Annotated in this window: 12 protein-coding genes; 5 read left to right on the top strand and 7 right to left on the bottom strand. The window is 61.0% G+C overall.

Translation table 11 applies throughout. The features are described 5' to 3' along the window. Nucleotides 1–19: 19 nt before the first annotated feature. A complete protein-coding gene (locus ACP7E6_RS13895; RefSeq protein ID WP_426230299.1) occupies nt 20–685 on the top strand; it encodes a DsbA family oxidoreductase in 666 nt (221 codons plus the stop codon). A gap of 60 nt (nt 686–745) precedes the next feature. Here ACP7E6_RS13895 and mfd read toward each other — a convergent pair whose 3' ends face one another. Together mfd and ACP7E6_RS13885 are read right to left on the bottom strand one after the other, a co-directional pair. Next, a complete protein-coding gene (gene mfd, locus ACP7E6_RS13890) occupies nt 746–4,252 on the bottom strand; it encodes a transcription-repair coupling factor (protein ID WP_426230298.1) in 3,507 nt (1,168 codons plus the stop codon). Further along, on the bottom strand, nt 4,252–4,566 hold the full coding sequence (locus ACP7E6_RS13885) for a succinate dehydrogenase assembly factor 2 (RefSeq protein ID WP_113312551.1): 315 nt from the start codon (nt 4,564–4,566) through the stop codon (nt 4,252–4,254). The genes mfd and ACP7E6_RS13885 overlap by 1 nt, the downstream gene beginning before the upstream one ends. A 118-nt stretch (nt 4,567–4,684) precedes the next feature. On the opposite strand from ACP7E6_RS13885, the gene recG reads away from it, so the two are divergent. Then, the gene (recG, locus tag ACP7E6_RS13880) at nt 4,685–6,787 is read left to right on the top strand and encodes an ATP-dependent DNA helicase RecG (protein WP_426230297.1); all 2,103 of its coding nucleotides are present in this window, start codon (nt 4,685–4,687) and stop codon (nt 6,785–6,787) included. Here the strand turns inward: recG and ACP7E6_RS13875 are convergent. The 4 genes from ACP7E6_RS13875 to glmU form a co-directional block, all read right to left on the bottom strand. After that, a complete protein-coding gene (locus tag ACP7E6_RS13875) occupies nt 6,774–7,484 on the bottom strand; it encodes a DUF502 domain-containing protein (RefSeq protein WP_426230296.1) in 711 nt (236 codons plus the stop codon). The genes recG and ACP7E6_RS13875 overlap by 14 nt on opposite strands. Beyond that, entirely contained in the window at nt 7,481–8,002 is a 522-nt protein-coding gene (locus ACP7E6_RS13870; RefSeq protein WP_426230295.1) for a GNAT family N-acetyltransferase, read from the bottom strand. Before ACP7E6_RS13870 ends, ACP7E6_RS13875 begins: the two co-directional genes overlap by 4 nt. Then, on the bottom strand, nt 7,999–9,825 hold the full coding sequence (gene glmS / locus ACP7E6_RS13865) for a glutamine--fructose-6-phosphate transaminase (isomerizing) (RefSeq protein WP_426230294.1): 1,827 nt from the start codon (nt 9,823–9,825) through the stop codon (nt 7,999–8,001). The genes ACP7E6_RS13870 and glmS overlap by 4 nt, the downstream gene beginning before the upstream one ends. A 159-nt stretch (nt 9,826–9,984) precedes the next feature. Next, nucleotides 9,985–11,343, bottom strand: a complete 1,359-nt coding sequence (gene glmU / locus ACP7E6_RS13860) for a bifunctional UDP-N-acetylglucosamine diphosphorylase/glucosamine-1-phosphate N-acetyltransferase GlmU (RefSeq protein WP_426230293.1) — start codon at nt 11,341–11,343, stop codon at nt 9,985–9,987. 190 nt (nt 11,344–11,533) lie between these two features. On the opposite strand from glmU, the gene ACP7E6_RS13855 reads away from it, so the two are divergent. After that, entirely contained in the window at nt 11,534–13,282 is a 1,749-nt protein-coding gene (locus tag ACP7E6_RS13855; RefSeq protein ID WP_426230292.1) for a hypothetical protein, read from the top strand. Between the two features lie 2 nt (nt 13,283–13,284). Here the strand turns inward: ACP7E6_RS13855 and ACP7E6_RS13850 are convergent, their stop codons facing one another. Then, entirely contained in the window at nt 13,285–14,931 is a 1,647-nt protein-coding gene (locus ACP7E6_RS13850; protein WP_426230291.1) for a Na/Pi cotransporter family protein, read from the bottom strand. Nucleotides 14,932–15,314: 383 nt separating this feature from the next. Here ACP7E6_RS13850 and ACP7E6_RS13845 point away from each other — a divergent pair, with 383 nt between their 5' ends. Beyond that, a complete protein-coding gene (locus ACP7E6_RS13845; RefSeq protein WP_426230290.1) occupies nt 15,315–17,210 on the top strand; it encodes a SurA N-terminal domain-containing protein in 1,896 nt (631 codons plus the stop codon). A gap of 17 nt (nt 17,211–17,227) precedes the next feature. Then, on the top strand, nt 17,228–18,241 hold the full coding sequence (gene trpD / locus ACP7E6_RS13840) for an anthranilate phosphoribosyltransferase (protein ID WP_426230289.1): 1,014 nt from the start codon (nt 17,228–17,230) through the stop codon (nt 18,239–18,241). Nucleotides 18,242–18,249: the final 8 nt, after the last annotated feature.

Here is an 18,249-nt window from a genome sequence, read left to right as displayed (position 1 = left end):
AGCGCAAGGAGCAAGCGCCATGAACCATGTCAATATCGATGTCGTCTCCGATGTCGTCTGCCCCTGGTGCTATCTCGGCAAGACGAGGCTCGATCAGGCGATCGCCAATGTGGCCGGCGATATCCTCGTCACCGTCAACTGGCGGCCGTATCAGCTCAACCCGGACCTGCCGCCGGAGGGTGTTGATCATAAGGCCCATCTCGCCGCGAAGCTCGGCGGCCAGGAGGCTGTCGATCGTGCACACAAGGTGCTGGCCGGCCTTGGCGAGCAGGAGGGCATCGCCTTTGATTTCGATGCCGTCACCATCAGCCCCAACACGCTCGATGCGCATCGGCTGATCCGGTGGGCCTTGACCGAAGGTGGTGACACACAGAGCGAGGTCGCCTCGCTTCTGTTCAAGGCGAATTTCGAAGAGGGTCGCAATATCGGCGATCACGCTGTGCTGCTGGACATTGCGACTGAGGCCGGTCTCGACCGCACCGTCATTGCGGCTCTGCTTGCTTCGGATGCGGACAAGGACGCGGTTTCCGAAGAAATCGACATGGCGCGCGGCATGGGCGTCACCGGCGTTCCCTGCTTCATCGTCGACAGCAAATATGCCGTCATGGGTGCCCAGTCGGTCGAGGTGCTGGAGGATGCCCTGCGCGATATCGCCAAGATGAAGGACACGTCGCAGATCAATTGACCCCGCATCATCCAGTCGTTGCAACAGGCCGCGCAAATCCTGCGCGGCTTTCGTTCGCATTCAAGTCTTTGCCAGTCCCGCCAGCTGCGTCATGACGACGGCAGCACCCGCCAGCCGCTTTTCCGGTGTCGGGAAATCGCGCTGGAAGAAGATGCTGTGATCCGGGCGGATCTTGGCCATGATGCCCTGCTTGGCGATATAACCGACCAGTGCGCCCGGATTGGGAAATTCGCGGTTGCGGAACTGCACCACGACGCCCTTCGGGCCTGCGTCGAGCTTTTCGACATTGGCGGTTCGGCAGAGCGACTTGATATAGACGATCTTCAACAGGTGCTGGACTTCGAGCGGAAGCGGACCGAAGCGGTCGATCAGCTCGGCACCAAAGGCGTCGATATCGCCCAGTTCGGTGATCTCGCCCAGACGACGGTAAAGCCCGAGGCGCAGATGCAGGTCCGGCACATAATCGTCGGGGATCATCACCGGGGTACCAACGGAAATCTGCGGCGACCAGCCGCTGTCGGCGATCTCCTCGTCGCCCTTGAGCTCGGCAACCGCCTCTTCCAACATCTGCTGGTAGAGCTCGAAGCCGACCTCCTTGATATGACCCGACTGCTCGTCGCCGAGCAGATTGCCGGCGCCACGGATATCGAGGTCGTGGCTCGCCAGCTGGAAGCCGGCGCCCAGCGTGTCGAGCGATTGCAGCACCTTGAGGCGGCGTTCGGCCATGCCGGTCAGCGTCCGGTTGACCGGCAGCGTAAACAGCGCAAAAGCGCGGACCTTGGAACGGCCGACCCGGCCCCTGAGCTGATAGAGCTGCGCCAGGCCGAACATGTCGGCGCGGTGCACGATCAGCGTGTTGGCCGTGGGCACGTCGAGGCCGGATTCGACGATCGTCGTCGACAGCAGAACATCGTAGCGGCCTTCATAGAAGGCATTCATGATGTCTTCGAGTTCTGTCGCCGGCATCTGGCCGTGGGCGACCGCAACCTTGAGTTCCGGCACATCGGATCTGAGGAAATCGTGGATTTCAGAGAGGTCGGCCAGACGCGGGCAGACATAGAAACTCTGGCCGCCGCGATAGTGCTCGCGCATCAAGGTTTCGCGGATGACAAGCGCGTCGAAGGGCGAGATGAACGTGCGCACCGCCATGCGATCGACCGGCGCCGTGGTGATCAGCGACAGTTCGCGAACACCCGTCAGCGCCAGTTGCAGCGTGCGCGGGATCGGCGTTGCCGACAGCGTCAGGACGTGCACGTCGGATTTCAGCTCTTTCAGCCGCTCCTTGTGCTTCACGCCGAAATGCTGTTCCTCGTCGATGATCAACAGGCCGAGATTGGCAAAGTTGATCGAGGTACCGAGCAGAGCATGCGTACCGACGACGATATCGGTCTTGCCTTCGGCGACTTCCTTCTTGGTCAGCGCCAGTTCCTTGGAGCCGACCAGACGCGACGCCTGGGCGATGCGCACCGGCAGCCCGCGAAACCGCTCTGTGAACGACTTGAAATGCTGTCGGGCGAGCAGCGTGGTCGGCACGACCACGGCCACCTGAACACCGTTCATCGCGGCGATGAAGGCGGCGCGCAGCGCCACTTCCGTCTTGCCGAACCCGACGTCGCCGCAGACGAGCCGGTCCATCGGACGGCCGGCGCCCAGATCGTCCCGGACGGCTTCGATCGACGTCATCTGGTCTTCGGTCTCGTCATAGGGGAAACGCGCCGCGAACTCGTCGTAGAGGCCTTCCGGCGTCGTCAGCACCGGCGCATGACGCGTCAGGCGTTCGGCGGCGATGCGGATCAGACCGCCGGCCATATCCAGCAGGCGCTTTTTAAGCTTGGCCTTGCGCGCCTGCCAGGCGACGCCGCCGAGCTTGTCGAGCACGGCATCGCTGCCCTCCGAGCCATAGCGCGACAGAAGCTCGATGTTTTCCACCGGGAGAAACAGCTTTGCCTCATCGGCATAGACCAGCTCAAGGCAGGCATGTGGCGCACCGGCGGCCTCGATGGTGCGCAGGCCGATAAACCGGCCGATACCGTGCTCGGCATGGACGACAATGCTGCCTTCGTCGAGCCCAGCGACTTCCGCGATGAAATCGGCGCCGCGCTTGCGGCGTTTGGAGCGGCGGACCATGCGATCGCCGAGAATGTCCTGTTCGCCGATGACGACGAGATTGCCGGTTTCAAAGCCGCTTTCGAGGCTCAGCACGGCAGACGCCGCCTCTCCGGGTTTCAGGCTATTGAGCTCAGACAGCGCCTTGATCGGCTTGATATTGGCAAGGCCGTGTTCGACCAGCACCTGCAGCAGACGATCAAGCGATCCTTCTGACCACGCAGAGATCAGCACCTTGGCGCCCTTGGCACGGCGGTCGGCGATATATTTGACGGCCAGATCGAAGACATTGACGCGTTCGGCGTCGCTGGTCGCTTCCGTCGCATTTTTTGCCCAGCGCACACCCAGGCGCGCATCGACGGCGATGACCTGGCGCGCCTCGCCCTCGTGTTCGCTGAACGGCGAAAGGCGGACGGCATTGCGCGACACCAGAGCGGCATTGAACGCTTCGGCGCTCAGATACAGCATCTCCGGCGGCACCGGCTTGTAGGGCGTGCCCTGCGAAATCTGCGACTTACCTGGCGAAACAGACGACTGGCGGGCCTCGTAATAGTCCTGAACCAGCTTGGAGCGTTCGGCTGCGGCTTCACGAACCACATGGTCGGTGACGATATGGAAGCCGGCAAGATAATCGAACACGGTGTCGAGCCTGCCGTAAAACAGCGGCAGCCAGTGTTCCATGCCCGCATATCGCCGGCCTTCGGAGACCGCCAGATAAAGCGCATCGTCACGGGTCGCCGCGCCGAACATCGACAGATATTGCGTGCGAAAATGGCTGATCGTTTCCGGTGTCAACGACACTTCGCTCATTGGGTTGAGATCGAGCGAGCGGGCCTGTCCGGTGGTCCGCTGGCTGGCTGGGTCGAACGACCGGATGCTTTCGAGCGTATCGCCGAAGAAATCGAGGCGGACGGGTTCCTCGCTACCGGGAACGAAAACATCGAGAATGCCGCCGCGCACCGCATATTCACCAACTTCGCGAACGGTGGCGACGCGTTCGAAGCCATTGCGGCCGAGCCGGGCTGCGATATCGTCCATCCTGATGCTGGCACCCGGGCGCGCTGAAAATGCGAGATTTTCGATGATATCCTGCGGTGCCATTTTCTGCAGCGCGGCGTTGACGGTGACGAGCACGATGGCCGGATGCGGCTTTTTCGCATGCGCAATCAGACCGCTCAGTGTTGCCAGGCGCCGTGCCGATGTGTCGGCACTGGGCGATACGCGGTCATAGGGCAGGCAATCCCAACCCGGCAGCGTCAACACCGGAATATCGGGTGCTGCAAAGCCCAGCATCTGTTCGACATCGGCGATGCGCTGACCATCCGAGAGAATATAGGCGACCGGACCGTTGGCGCGGGCAAGCTCCGCAAGAATCAGCGGCTCGACCCCGGCCGGAACCGGGCCGATGGTCAACTCGCGGGTGGCGCGCGCAACGTTCTTGGGATCAAAACCGGCAATCATCAGGCGTTTTTGTCCTTATGGTCAAACAGTACGTCAAAATCAGGCCGATAGGATACGATCCGATTGAACAAGGGCGTGCGATAACGCTCCGGTACTGGCTGCGATCCAAGCACCCACTTGAGCAGATCGGTGTCTTCTTCACCCATGATCGTTTCGAGCTCGTCAAGATCGGTCTCCGCCAGATCAGCAAGCTCGTTATCGGCGAACTGCCCAAAAACCAGATCCATCTCGCGAACACCACGGTGCCAGGCGCGGAAAAGAATCCGTTTGCGGCGCGGATCGAGATCGGCGCTTGTGCGGGTGATGCCGGTCATGAGAAGTCCTTCCTGCCGCCGCGTCGCTAAAGGCGGCGTTTCGCTATGGCTCTATAAACGCTGAAAAGAGTATTGTCAGCCTTGCCAAAGACCTAATCCTCGTTTCAGTCTGCCCCGCATGCGCCCTGCCCTTCTCGACCCTCTTTTTGCCCCGCTCAACTCGCTTCCCGGCATCGGCCCGAAAGCGGGCGAACTTTATGCACGGCTGCTTGGCCGCGACAGCATCGACGATTGCCGGGTGATCGACCTCGTCTTTCACGCGCCGCATTCGCTGATCGACCGGCGCCACCAGCCGGGCATCGCGCGCGCGCCGCAGGGCGTCATCGTCACCATCACCGGCCGGGTCGACCGGCACCAGCCGCCACCGCCGCGCACCAGCCAGCCCTACCGCGTCTTCCTGCACGATGACACCGGCGAACTGGCGCTGACCTTCTTCCGGGTCAAGGGGAACTGGCTGGAAAAGGCGCTGCCGGTGGACGAGACCGTGACGGTCAGCGGCAAGGTCGATTGGTTCAACGGCCGTCCGTCGATGGTGCATCCCGATTATATGGTGCGGGCAACGGAGGCCGAAAACCTGCCGCTGGTCGAGCCGATCTACCCGCTGACGGCCGGTCTTTCGGCGCGCATCCTGCGCAAGGCGGTCGAAGCGGCCCTGCCCCGCATTCCGGAGTTTCCCGAATGGATCGAAGAAGCTTTGATGCAGAAGCAGGGTTTTCAGTCCGCACGCGACTGTTTCCTGGCTCTGCACGACCCGCGCGACGAAACCGATCTCGATCCGCAGGCGCCTGCCCGCCGGCGGCTTGCCTATGACGAATTGCTTGCCGGGCAGCTCTCGCTGTCGCTGGTGCGCCAAAGGCTGCGCAAGGTGGCCGGGATACCGGTGCACGCGACGGGAAAGCTGAGCAGGCCGGTCCTTGCCGCCCTGCCGTTTTCGCTGACCGGCAGCCAAACGGCTGCCATCGACGAAGTGCTGAAGGATATGGCCGGTACCGAGCGGATGCTGCGGCTGCTACAGGGCGATGTCGGCTCGGGAAAGACGGCAGTGGCGCTGATGTCGATTCTGGCGGCCGTCGAGGCAGGCGGTCAGGCAGTCCTGATGGCGCCGACGGAAATTCTTGCCCGCCAGCATTTCGCGACCTTGTCGAAGATGGCAGCACCGGCCGGCGTCACTATCGATGTGCTGACCGGCCGCACCAAGGGCCGCGAGCGCGACGCCATCCTGGAACGCATCGCGTCCGGCGAAACACAGATCGTCATCGGAACCCATGCGCTGTTCCAGGATACCGTTGTCTACAATAATCTCCTGCTGGCAGTCGTCGATGAGCAGCACCGTTTCGGTGTGCATCAGCGCCTGCGTCTGACGGCCAAGGGAATTTCCCCTCATATGCTGGTCATGACCGCGACGCCGATCCCGCGCACGCTGGTTCTGGCGGCATTCGGCGATATGGACGTTTCCAAACTCACAGAGAAACCGGCCGGCCGCAAACCGATCCAGACGGTGACGGTATCGACCGAACGCACCGGGGAAATCGTCGCGCGGCTTCGTACCGCGCTTGCCGAGGGCAAGAAAGCCTATTGGATCTGCCCGCTGGTCGAGGAATCGGAAGCTTCTGACCTGATGGCAGCCGACGAACGCTTCCAGAGCCTCGACAAGCAGTTCGGACCGAATGTCGGCCTGGTGCACGGGCGCATGAGCGGCGCGGAAAAAGACGCGGTGATGCTCGCCTTCAAGAATGGCGACATCCGCCTTCTGGTCGCCACCACCGTCGTCGAGGTCGGGGTCGATGTGCCGGACGCGACGATCATGGTGATCGAGCATGCGGAGCGGTTCGGGCTGGCGCAACTGCACCAACTGCGGGGGCGCGTCGGGCGGGGCGATGAGGCCTCGACCTGCATCCTGCTCTACAAGGGACCGCTTAGTGAAAACGGCCGGGCGCGGCTGTCGATCCTGCGGGATACTGAAGACGGCTTCCTGATCGCTGAAGAGGACCTTAAACTGCGCGGTGAAGGCGAATTGCTGGGCACACGCCAGTCCGGAACGCCCGGCTTCCGCATAGCCAGCCTCGAGGCACACGGCGACCTGCTAGAGATCGCCCGCAAGGATGCGGCCTATGTGATCGAGCGCGATCCGGACCTGACGACCAAGCGGGGCGAGGCTCTACGAACCCTGCTCTATCTGCATCGCCGCGATGAAGCGATCCGGTTTCTCAGGGCCGGCTAAGCGTCTTGCCGCGTTTGGCGGGCGCTGTCTCCTGCGTGACGGCGAGAGTTTTCGGCAGATAGTCGGGCGAAACCAGACCACCGGAAAGAAGCAGCTTGGCGGCGTCCTCCGGGCTCATGTCGAGCGGCACAATTTTTTCACGCTGTACGAAAATCAGAAAGCCGGCGGTTGGCACCGGGGTCGGCGGCAGGAAGACGGCAACCATATCCAGGCCACGCTCGCTGAATTTAGCGGCGAGTTCGCCCTTGGCATCCGTGGCGATGAATACCAGGGCCCAGAGGCCGGGACTCGGATACTCGATCAACCCCGCCTTCTTGAACGAATTCGACTGATCCTGAAGCACCGTCTGAAAAATCTGTTTCAGGCCCTTGTAGATCGGGCGCACCAGCGGCGTGCGGACAAGCAGCGACTCGCCAAAGCCGACAACACTGCGGCCGATCAGGTTCGCCGTGAAAAAGCCGACCAGCGTGATCAGCATCAGCGCCGTCAACAGGCCAAAACCGGGCACCGGATAGGGCAGGAAATTGTCGGGGTTGTAGTCGAACGGCAGATAGGGTTTGACCCAGCTGTCGGCCCAGAGGATGAACGACCAGGTGATCCAGGCGGTGATGGCCAGCGGCGCACAGATGATCAGGCCGGTCAGGAAGTAATTCCTCAACCGCGTGGCAAAAAACCCACGTGCCGGTTTGTCTGTCATGCTGCTCCGTCTTGTCTGTCGCCGTCAGCGTAAAATGCCGCGTTATAGCTTACTGTGCCGGACGCCGGATTGGACGACAAGGGCTGCATCAAAAAATATTGCGGCGCACAATCTGGGTAGATCAACCGGGCATCGTTCTGAAACCCGAATTTGCGATAGAGCTCGGGATCGCCCACCACAACGCATCCGGCTGCTGCCTGCTCCCTGAGCACTTCCAGCCCTTTGCCGATCAGGGCGCTGCCGATGCCCCGCCCCTGGAATGCCGGCAGGATCGATACCGGGCCAAGCCCATACCAATCCTTCGAACCGTCTGACTGTTCGACAGGTGAAAAAGCGATATGGCCGACCACATCGCCATTCACTTCAGCAACCAGCGAAAGACTGAGCGCACCCGCCTGCCGCAAACGGTCGATGATCAGGTGTTCTGTCTGATCGCTGTGCGGATGATCCTTGAAGGCGGCGATCGTCACAGTGCGGATCGCTGCGATATCAGCGGGATTTTCCGGACGTATGATCACTCGACGGTGACCGATTTGGCCAGATTGCGGGGCTGATCGACGTCAGTGCCCATGAACACGGCCGTATGGTATGCGAGCAGCTGGATCGGCAGCGAGAAGATCATCGGCGCAATGATCTCATCGACATTCGGCAACACGATCGTGCTCATCGTCGCGAGCTTGGAGGCAGCCGCACCCTTCTCGTCGGTGATGAAGATGATGCGGCCACCGCGGGCGGCGACTTCCTGCATGTTCGACACCGTCTTTTCGAAGAAGCGATCATGCGGCGCGATGACGATGACCGGCATGTTCTCGTCGATCAAGGCGATCGGACCATGCTTCAATTCACCGGCAGCATAACCTTCCGCATGGATATAGGAGATCTCCTTCAGCTTCAGCGCGCCTTCCATGGCCAGCGGATAGCTGGTGCCGCGGCCGAGATAGAGCACGTCCTTGCATTTCGACAATTCGCGCGCCAGACTTTCGATCGTCGGCTGGATGCTGTTGAGCACCTTGCCCATGATGCGGGGCATTTCGGCGAGGCTGCGAACCAGAACCTTTTCCTCGGCCTCAGAAACGGTGCCGCGTGCACGTCCGGCGCCGATCGCAAGAGCAGCCAGCACCGACAGCTGGCAGGTGAAGGCCTTGGTCGAGGCGACGCCGATTTCAGGGCCGGCCATGATCGGGAAGATCGCGTCGGATTCGCGCGCGATGGTGGATTCCTTGACGTTGACGACGGCGCCGATTTTCAGGCCGTTTTCCTTGCAATAGCGCAACGATGCCAGCGTGTCGGCGGTCTCGCCGGATTGCGAGATGAACAGGGCTGCCGATGGCGGCGACAGCGGGATGTCCCGGTAGCGGAATTCGGATGCGACATCGATTTCGACCGGCAGGCGGGCGTAGCGTTCGAACCAGTATTTGCCGACGAGGCCGGCGAGATAGGCGGTGCCGCAGGCGGAGATGGCAAGGCTCGGTACCTTGGCGAAATCGATCGCTGCGGCAATCGGATTGACCGTATTATCGATGAAATCGACGTAATGGCCGAGCGCGTGCGAAATCACTTCCGGCTGTTCGTAGATTTCCTTTTCCATAAAATGGCGGTGATTGCCCTTGTCGACCATATAGGCGGCCGCAACCGAAATCTGGCGCGGCCTGGACACCGGTTTACCGTCGTGATCGAGGATTTCGATGCTGTTTGCGGTCAGCACCGCCCAGTCGCCGTCAATCAGATAGGTGATTTCGTTGGTGAATGGCGATAGCGCGATGGCGTCGGAGCCGAGGAACATTTCGCCCTTGCCGAAACCGACTGCAAGCGGCGGGCCGCTGCGGGCCGCCATGATCGTGTCCGGCGCATCCTGGAAGATGACGGCTAGCGCATAAGCACCGGTAACCCGGCGCAGCATCGCCTGCATCGCGTCCCGGTGGTTCATCCCGTCGCGGATCAGCTTGGCCAGCAGTTGCGCGACGACCTCTGTGTCGGTCTGGGTCTTGAACGTTGCCCCTTCAGCCGAAAGCTCGTCCTTCAGCTCGGAAAAATTCTCGATGATGCCGTTATGGACGACGGCGACGCCATCGGTGAAGTGCGGATGGGCGTTGTTTTCGGTCGGAGCGCCATGCGTCGCCCAGCGGGTATGGGCAATGCCCGTCTGGCCCGCCAGCGGCTCGCCGCGCAGCTTGGTTTCCAGATTGACCAGCTTGCCTTCAGCGCGGCGGCGTTCAAGCACGCCGTCGTGGATGGTGGCAACCCCGGCAGAATCATAACCGCGATATTCGAGCCGCTTCAGCGCATCGACAAGCCGCTCGGAGACAGGCTGGTTTCCAACGATACCGACGATGCCGCACATATTTTATTCTCCGCAATTTCTTTGCAAGGCCGGCGCTGAAACAACCTGCACCGGTCGATAGTAGGCTTTCAATGCCGCTTTGGTATCGAATTTCAAAAAATGCGCAATCGGCCGGAAATTCACTTTCGATTTCAAGCTTTAACCGCAGCGGACGGCGGTCTATTTCTTCTGTTTCACAGCCTTTTCGGCTTGATACCGTTCACGCAGGATTTTCGCCCGTCCCGGCTTGACCTCCTGACGTGCCCGGCCGAAAGCCACGGCGTCCGCTGGTACATCCTGCGTCACCACGCTGCCTGAAGCAACAAGTGCTCCATCGCCGATGGAAACCGGCGCAACGAGCGACGAGTTCGAACCGATAAAGGCGTTGGCGCCGATGCGGGTGATATGCTTGTTGACGCCATCGTAGTTGCAGGTGATCGTGCCTGCACCGATATTGGTTTTTTCGCCGACAAAGGCGTCGCCGATATAGGTGAGATGATTGACCTTGGCTCCGGCGCCGATCTCGGCCTTCTTCACTTCGCAGAAATTGCCGACCTTGGATTCTGGTCCCAGGTTGGCGCCCGGCCGCAGGCGGGCATAGGGGCCGACGGTTGCCTCTGCGCCGACATGCGCGCCCTCGAGATGCGAAAAAGCGTGGATGACCGCACCGCTTTCAATGGTGACGCCGGGGCCGAAAACCACGTTCGGCTCGATCAGGACATCCTGGGCAATCTGCGTATCGAAAGCCAGAAAAACGGTTTCCGGCGCAATCATCGACACACCGGAGACCATCAACTCGTGGCGGCGGCGCTTTTGCCAAATTGCCTCGATCATCGCCAGTTCGGCGCGGTTGTTGCAGCCGGTCAACTCCGTCTCCGGCGCCTCGACGGCGATTGCCTTGCCGCCTTCAGCGCGAACGATCTCGACAATATCCGTCAGATAATATTCGCCCTTCGCATTGGCATTGCCAATCTTGCCGAGCAGTTCCAGCGCCTTGGGGCCGTTGATCGCCATCAGGCCACCATTGCAATAGGTGATCTTCTTTTCTTCCTCAGTTGCGTCCTTCTGCTCACGGATGGCCACAAGCGCACCGTTCTCGACAAGCAATCTCCCGTACCCCGTCGGATCGGCGGTTTGAAAGCCGATGACGACGACATCGTTGCCGTCGGCCAGCCCCTGCCGCGCGGCGAGCAGCGGCACTGCGGTGATCAGCGGCGTATCGCCGAAGACGACCAAAATATCGTCATAGCCCTTGGCGATGGCATCCTTTGCCGCAAGAACGGCATGGCCGGTACCGAGGCGTTCGGTCTGTAGAAATGCCGACATGTCGATGTCGTTGCGGGCAGCGGCGGATTGAACCGCTTCGGCATCACGGCCAAGAACAAGCGCTACGGAGGAGATCGAAGCATTTACCAGCGAGTCCACTACATGCGCGATCATCGGCCGGCCAGCAACCGGGTGCAGCACCTTCGACATGGACGACTTCATCCGGGTGCTTTCTCCCGCGGCCAAGATAATCGCCAGGCATGTGCGCTTCATTCACGTTCTCCCGCTTTGGTGGCAGCCGGTTCTGAAAACCGGCGCGATTCTGCCCGCTACATAACAGGAAGATATTGCACGGAACATAATCCGCGCGCGAGCCGCCATGTTAACCCGGATAAAACCCGATCCTGCGATAAAAATGAAGGGCCGCCTTGATGGTTGTCATGCCGGGGGAGTGATATCGACGATGCATGGTTCGACCGAGACGGTGCTTTCCGGCGGGCACAACGGCCTTATGCGGGCGCTCGCACGCCACCCCATGATCATTCTGGCTTTGGCCGTCGCATGTATGCCGCTGGCACTGGTTGCGACCGTGACCATGCCGATCGGTCCGATGTATTGGGACCATTACATCTATCTCGACGCAGCAAATCGTATTTTCGACGGTCAAATACCCTCCGTCGATTTTTTCGCCCCGGTGGGTGGCCTTGGCTACTACCTCTTCGCCGGATGGCTTTATCTTTTCCCCAATGGCCACCCTCTGCTTCTCTCCAGCTGGTCGTTGATGACGCTGACGGCACCGTTGATGGCGCTGGTCATCGTCGACGTGCAGAAACGCTCGATGGCAACTGCTTATGGGCTGCTGCTGCCATTCCTGTTCTTTTCACTGCTGCCTTTCAACACCGGCGATTTCTACCCCTATCCGGGCTCCGATGGCTTCGGCGTCTACAATCGCCAAGTCTGTCAATTGCTGTATGTGCTCGCAGCCGGGCTGGTTTTTGTGCGCGGATGGAAGACGCTGGCTGCAGTGACGGCGCTTGCCATGCTTGCTCTGCTCTTCATCAAGGTCACCGGTATGGTCGGAGGTCTTGTCCTTTGCCTGATGGCTTTTCTCGCCGGACGCCTGCCCCTTCGCGCAGCTGTTGCCGGCGGAAGCGTCTTCCTCGCAGCGGCCGGGCTTCTGGAAGTCACATCCGGGGCTGTTTCGGCCTATGCGACCGACATCCTGTCGCTGGTCGTCATCAACGACAGCAGCCTGTTGCCGCGGCTTTTGCAAGCCGCTTCGATCAATTTCGGTGTGATCCTGGCGTGCTGCCTGCTCGGCCTCGTCTTGGTCGTCAGTGAGTTGCCCGTATTTCGGGCGGCACTCCGCGACTTCATCGGAAAACCCGGCTTTTCGGCATTCGGCAGGATTGCGGATCAATCTTTTCTCTGGATGGCGGGTTTCATCGCTGCCGGTCTGCTGTTTGAAAGCCAGAATACCGGTAGCCAGGCGTTCATCTTCCTGTGGCCGCTGCTGCTTGCCATCCTCATCGAAAATTATCGCCGCAAGGGATCGTCGGCAGGCTTTGCCGCCGTGGCGATCCTTGTTTGCAGCGCGGCCATTCCTCCGGTCGTTATCGTCACGCAAAAAGCAGCACGCGCGTTTATCGGCAGCGTCAACAACACGCCGCTTGAACAGGATAACCTCAAGAGCATGGGCGCCGTCGGTATTCGTTCCATTTTGAGCCAGCGGGCGCAGCGCCTGCAAACCAACTACGTGGCTTACCGTCCAGCCTACCAGGCATTGGCCGAAGCCGGCGAGTTGCCGTCATTCCTGCTCTACAGCGACTTCGAATTTCAGTCGCAGTGGCTGAAGAATGCCGATGAGGTGATTTCGGCAATCGAGACGTTCGAAACCGCCAACAAGGTGCGTTTCGAGACGATCATGACAATCGACTTCATCAATCCCTTCCCCTGGTTGATGGATCGCCATGCGCCGAAACACATCGCCATCGGTGCCGACCCCTACCGGGCCGTGCCGCTGCTCGATGCGCAGGTCAAACAGGCTGTGGACGCCGTCGATCTTGCACTTTACCCGACATGCCCGCCGACGGCCGCACGCCTGGCGCTGCTCAACCTTTATCAGCCTGTGCTTGCCGAGGGCCATCGCCGCATAACGCTGACACCATGTTTCGATGCTTTTGTGCGTACCGGGATCACCACAGTCCCTTGAGGTCAGTGCGGCATCCGCAGCCGGCTTTCCGTCAACAGGCCGCTCTCATCGAGAATCGGATGCGCGACGGATACGATATGGGCGTTGATGCGCTTCAGATCGCGCAGGATGTCGAGATGCAGCGAACTCGTCTGGAGGCTATCCGCACGCCCATCGCGCAGCCGCTCGAGGTGGCGCTCGGACGAGCGTTTCTCCATGTGGCGGACATCGACTTTCACCTCCATCAGGTGGCGCGCGAGATCGGCATCTCGGGTCACGAAAATGGTCTGGGCAATCCGCAGGTTGTCGATGGTGAGATTAAACAGCGTCGTCAGTTCCTGATAGCCGTCCTCGGAGAATTTAAGGCCATTGTCGATCTTCTTCCTGACCTCTTCCGTCAGGCCCTTCTCGATGATGTCGCCGATATGTTCGAGGTTGATGGCATAGTCGATAATGACGATCGAGCGGCGGCCGTTGTCGTCGCTCAGACCGCCGCGTCCAAGCCGTGACAGATAGATTTTGACTTCCTGCTGCAGCAGATCGACCTGCTTTTCCAGCTTTCCGATGTCCTGCAATTGAATACGATCGTTGCTGTTGAACGCATTCATCGCCGCGATCAGCATCTTCTCGATCAGGTCGCCGACCCGCAGCACTTCCCGGGTTGCGCCGGAGAGCGCGATGACCGGTGTCGTCAGCGCGCGGTCGTCGAGATAGAGCGGGCCCGTCTCGGCCTTCGGTTCATCGGGAATTAGCCGCAGCATGGCGGCTGACAGCACCGATGAGAATGGCCAAGCGAGAATGGCGAGCGCGACGTTGAAGATCAGGTGGATATCGACCGGCAGCTTTTCCGGCGACAGCGGCAGAGTCTGCAGGAAAGCGGCCGCAGGTGCTGCCACCGACAGGGCGATCAGGCAGCCGATGGTGCGAACGATAAGATTGCCTGCCGTGACCCGTTTGGCCGAAGCCGAGGCCGACAATGTCGCCATCACAGGCGGGATCGCACCACCCAGATTGGCGCCCAGCACGAGCGCGATCGTCAGACCGGATGACAGGATACCGGCACCTGCTAGCGACAGGATGAGAACAACCACGGCAAGACTGGAGGACGAGACGAAGGCAAGTGCGGCCGCGAAGATCATGGCGACAGGCCAGGCGCTGTCGAGCATGGTGAGGAAGCTGCCGAGCGCCGGCGACTGGCGCATCGGCTCCGTCGCTAGCCCGAGCAAATGCAACGACAGCAGCATCAGGCCGATACCGACCAGGGCCGTGCCTGCACCCTGCTTCGCACTGGATCGCCCTGCCCGGACCAGCATGACGCCTCCAAGAATGAGCAATGGCGACAGCCAGTCGATGCCGGTTGCGACGATCCAGGCGGTAACGGCGGTTCCGACATTCGCCCCAAGCAGCACGATTTGTGCCATGCGTGCACGAACCAGTCCCTTTTCCACAAAGGACGCAATCATCAAAGCAGTGGCGGTCGAGCTTTGAAGAGCGACGGTTGCGACGAACCCGCCCACAAACGAACGCACCGGCCCGCTGGTGCCTTGCGCCAATCCGGTCCGCAGCTTGATGCCGAAAGCGCGTGTCGCACCGTCCTTGACCTGGGACAAGCCGAACAGCAGCAACGCGACCGCCCCGAACAGATTGACCATGACGATGATGGATTCCATGTCTGCACTCCGGCTTTCCCGCCAGGATTGCTGCGCATCAAGCGAGTCGGCATAGTCTGGCGGGTCGATGCTATCATTTTCGGGGATGTTATGGCCCGCTCCGCCACTGATAGTGACAGATATTTTTAGATTGCCGGCTAATATTTCCGACATGTTTCGGTCTTCGAACGGCACGGCCCCGGATGGCGTGCGCTTCGGTCCGCAAAGCTACTGGCGCGACATCGGCAACAAATCTGCGGACAGCAGATACCCTTTGCCGACGCGCCACCGATTTCCTCGACTTTTTGCGCGGTTAAACCCTTCAATTCCGCCACGGATTGCTCTAAGGAACGACACCGGCTGCCATCCGGCGGTCCCGAAATTGCGACGAGGTATGCAGTCCCATGCTTGAATTCCTGAGAAAAGGCGCCCAGACTTGGGTTGTCAAAGGGCTCTTGGCCCTTCTTGTTCTTTCCTTCGGTGTCTGGGGTGTGTCCACGTCTCTGGTAACGGCAACGGCTGATGCGGTTGTGACCGTCGGCGACGTCAAAGTGTCGCCGAGCGATTTTCGCCTTGCCTACGAGCGCCAGCTTGCCCAGCTTTCCCGGCAGTTTGGTACGCGGCTGAGCCGCGAACAAGCCAAGGCTTTTGGTGTCGAAGCGCAGGTCTACTCGCAGCTCGTCGCCGGCGCGACACTTGACCAGTTGTCCGAGAACATGAACCTCGGCCTCTCGCAGGACCGCCTCGCCTCGCTGATCAGCGAAGACCCCGCGTTCAAGGGCGTCAACGGCCAGTTCGACCGTGGGACCTTCTCGAGCGTGCTCCGCAATGCGGGCTTGCGCGAACAGGATTACATCAACAACCGCAGCCAGGTTGCCGTACGCTCGCAGATCGTCGAAGCACTGTCGGACGGCTATACGCCGCCCAAGGTGCTCAGCGACGCGCTGCGCCAGTACCGCAACGAGACCCGCACGCTCGACTACCTGCTTTTGTCGAATGCCAATGTCGATCCGGTCAAGGCCCCCTCGGACGAGGTTCTCAAGCCCTGGTTCGAAACCCACAAGGCCGAATACCGCGCGCCGGAATTCCGCAAGATCAGCTATGTAAAGCTGGAACCAGCCGATATCGCCGACCCGGCCTCTGTCACCGAAGATGAAGTGCGGGCCGATTACGACAAGCGCAAGGACAGCTTCAGCACGCCGGAAACACGCACCGTCGAACAGCTTTCCTTCCCCTCGCGCGCGGAGGCTGACGCGGCGGCAGTCAAGCTTTCCACCGGCACGACCTTCGACGCTCTGGTCACCGCTTCCGGCAAGACCGCAAGCGACGTGCTGCTCGGTGATTTCACCCGCGACCGGATGCCTGATGCCAAGCTGGGCGACGCCGCTTTTGCGCTCGTGGCCGATGGTCAGACGACTCCGGTCATCGACGGCGCCTTCGGTGCCGTCATCCTGCGTGTCACGAACATCAAGCCGCAAACCGTTCGGGCCTATGACGAGGTCAAGGACGAGCTGCGCAAGGAATTGGCGCTGACCAATGCCGCCAACGAAATCATGGGTATCCACGACAAATTCGAGGATGCCCGCGTTTCCGGAGCCTCGATGAAGGAGGCTGCCGAACAGACCAACCTCAAGCTTTCCGTCCTGAACGCGGTCGATGCACGCGGCAACGATGCGAACGGCGATGAGATTGCCGGCATCCCGGAGGCAAAGACCCTGCTTGAAGAAGCCTTCAAGGCTGAAGTCGGCGGAGAAACGCTGCCGGTCAATCTCGGCCGCGACGGCTACGTCTGGTTCGATGTCGATGAAGTGACCCCGGCGCGTGACCGCACGCTGGACGAAGCCCGCGAAAAGGTGGTGGCCGACTGGACAGCCGAACAGCAGCGCAAAGAACTGGCCGCCAAGGCTGTCGAGCTGAAGGCCCGGGTCGAAAAAGGCGAGACACTGGCAGCCATCGCCACAGAACTCGGTATTGCCGTCGAAACCAAAACTGGACTTCGCCGCTCGGCGGAAGATGCAGCGCTTAGCCCTGCGGCAGTTGCTGCAGCATTCGGCGGTGCGAACGGCCTGGTTGCCAACGCACCCGGCATCGGCGGCGAAGGCCAGATTCTTTTGAAGGTCACCGAAGTCGATAACGACAATCCGGGCGATGCGCTCGACAACGACGACCGGCAGATCAATGCCATCGCCCAGGCCAGCGGCGACGACATTCTCGATCAGATGGTCAGCGAGTTGCAGAAGGGCTACGGTGTTACGATCAACCAGCAGCTTGCCGAGCTCGCTCTGTCGCAGCAGCGGTAACGCAAAAAGGGATCAGCATGCCGGACTTGAAGCCTTTCGTCGCCAAGGCCGCAGCGGGTGAAGCGCTGAACCGCGATGATGCCCGCGCAGCCTTCGAAATCATCATGTCCGGCGAAGCCACCCCTTCCCAGATTGGCGGCTTCCTGATGGCGCTGCGCGTCCGCGGCGAAACCGTCGATGAAATCGTCGGTGCCGTCGGCGCCATGCGGGCGCGCATGCTGACGGTCAAAGCTCCAGCCGACGCTATCGACATTGTCGGAACGGGTGGTGACGGTGCCGGAACATACAACATCTCGACGCTGGCGGCGCTGATCGTCGCCGGTGCCGGTGTTCCGGTTGCCAAGCACGGCAACCGCGCGCTCAGTTCCAAGTCGGGCACGGCCGATGCGCTCTCCTGCCTTGGCGTCAAGCTCGATATCGGACCGGACGCTATCGCACAGTGTATTTCGGAAGCCGGTCTCGGCTTCATGTTTGCCCAGCAGCACCATTCGGCGATGCGCCATGTCGGACCAACCCGCGTCGAACTGGGGACAAGGACGATCTTCAACCTGCTTGGACCGCTGTCGAACCCGGCTGGCGTGACACAGCAGCTTGTCGGTGTCTATTCGCCGCATTGGGTGGTGCCGGTCGCCGAAGTGTTGCGTGACCTCGGCTCGAAAAGCGTCTGGGTCGTGCATGGCGAGGGTTTGGACGAGATCACCACGACCGGCGTCACGCAGGTGGCGGCGCTCGACAACGGCGCTATCCGTACATTCGAACTGACGCCGTCCGATTTCGGCCTGGAAACCGTCCCGCTTGCCGACCTCAAGGGCGGCGACGGTGCCCATAATGCCGTCGCGCTCAAGGGCGTTCTACAGGGTGACGCGACACCTTATCGCGATATTTCGCTTGCCAATGCCGCCGCTTCGCTGGTGATCGCGGGACGCGCCGGTGATCTTCGCGAGGGCATGGAACTTGCCCGCAAGTCGCTGACGAGCGGCGCTGCCGATGCGACGCTTGAGCGGCTCATCCGCGTTTCGAACGCGGTTTAAGGAGACCA

This window comes from Pararhizobium sp. DWP3-4, from assembly GCF_049898205.1.
GTDB lineage: Bacteria > Pseudomonadota > Alphaproteobacteria > Rhizobiales > Rhizobiaceae > Pararhizobium.
This window is presented reverse-complemented; position numbering and strand designations above follow the sequence as displayed.

Excerpts from the sequence above, each read along its gene's own strand:
- ACP7E6_RS13895 (WP_426230299.1), top strand. The coding sequence starts at position 20 with ATGAACCATGTCAATATCGATGTCGTCTCCGATGTCGTCTGCCCCTGG.
- mfd (WP_426230298.1), bottom strand. The coding sequence starts at position 4,252 with ATGATTGCCGGTTTTGATCCCAAGAACGTTGCGCGCGCCACCCGCGAG.
- ACP7E6_RS13885 (WP_113312551.1), bottom strand. The coding sequence starts at position 4,566 with ATGACCGGCATCACCCGCACAAGCGCCGATCTCGATCCGCGCCGCAAA.
- recG (WP_426230297.1), top strand. The coding sequence starts at position 4,685 with ATGCGCCCTGCCCTTCTCGACCCTCTTTTTGCCCCGCTCAACTCGCTT.
- ACP7E6_RS13875 (WP_426230296.1), bottom strand. The coding sequence starts at position 7,484 with ATGACAGACAAACCGGCACGTGGGTTTTTTGCCACGCGGTTGAGGAAT.
- glmS (WP_426230294.1), bottom strand. The coding sequence starts at position 9,825 with ATGTGCGGCATCGTCGGTATCGTTGGAAACCAGCCTGTCTCCGAGCGG.
- glmU (WP_426230293.1), bottom strand. The coding sequence starts at position 11,343 with ATGAAGCGCACATGCCTGGCGATTATCTTGGCCGCGGGAGAAAGCACC.
- ACP7E6_RS13855 (WP_426230292.1), top strand. The coding sequence starts at position 11,534 with ATGCATGGTTCGACCGAGACGGTGCTTTCCGGCGGGCACAACGGCCTT.
- ACP7E6_RS13850 (WP_426230291.1), bottom strand. The coding sequence starts at position 14,931 with ATGGAATCCATCATCGTCATGGTCAATCTGTTCGGGGCGGTCGCGTTG.
- ACP7E6_RS13845 (WP_426230290.1), top strand. The coding sequence starts at position 15,315 with ATGCTTGAATTCCTGAGAAAAGGCGCCCAGACTTGGGTTGTCAAAGGG.
- trpD (WP_426230289.1), top strand. The coding sequence starts at position 17,228 with ATGCCGGACTTGAAGCCTTTCGTCGCCAAGGCCGCAGCGGGTGAAGCG.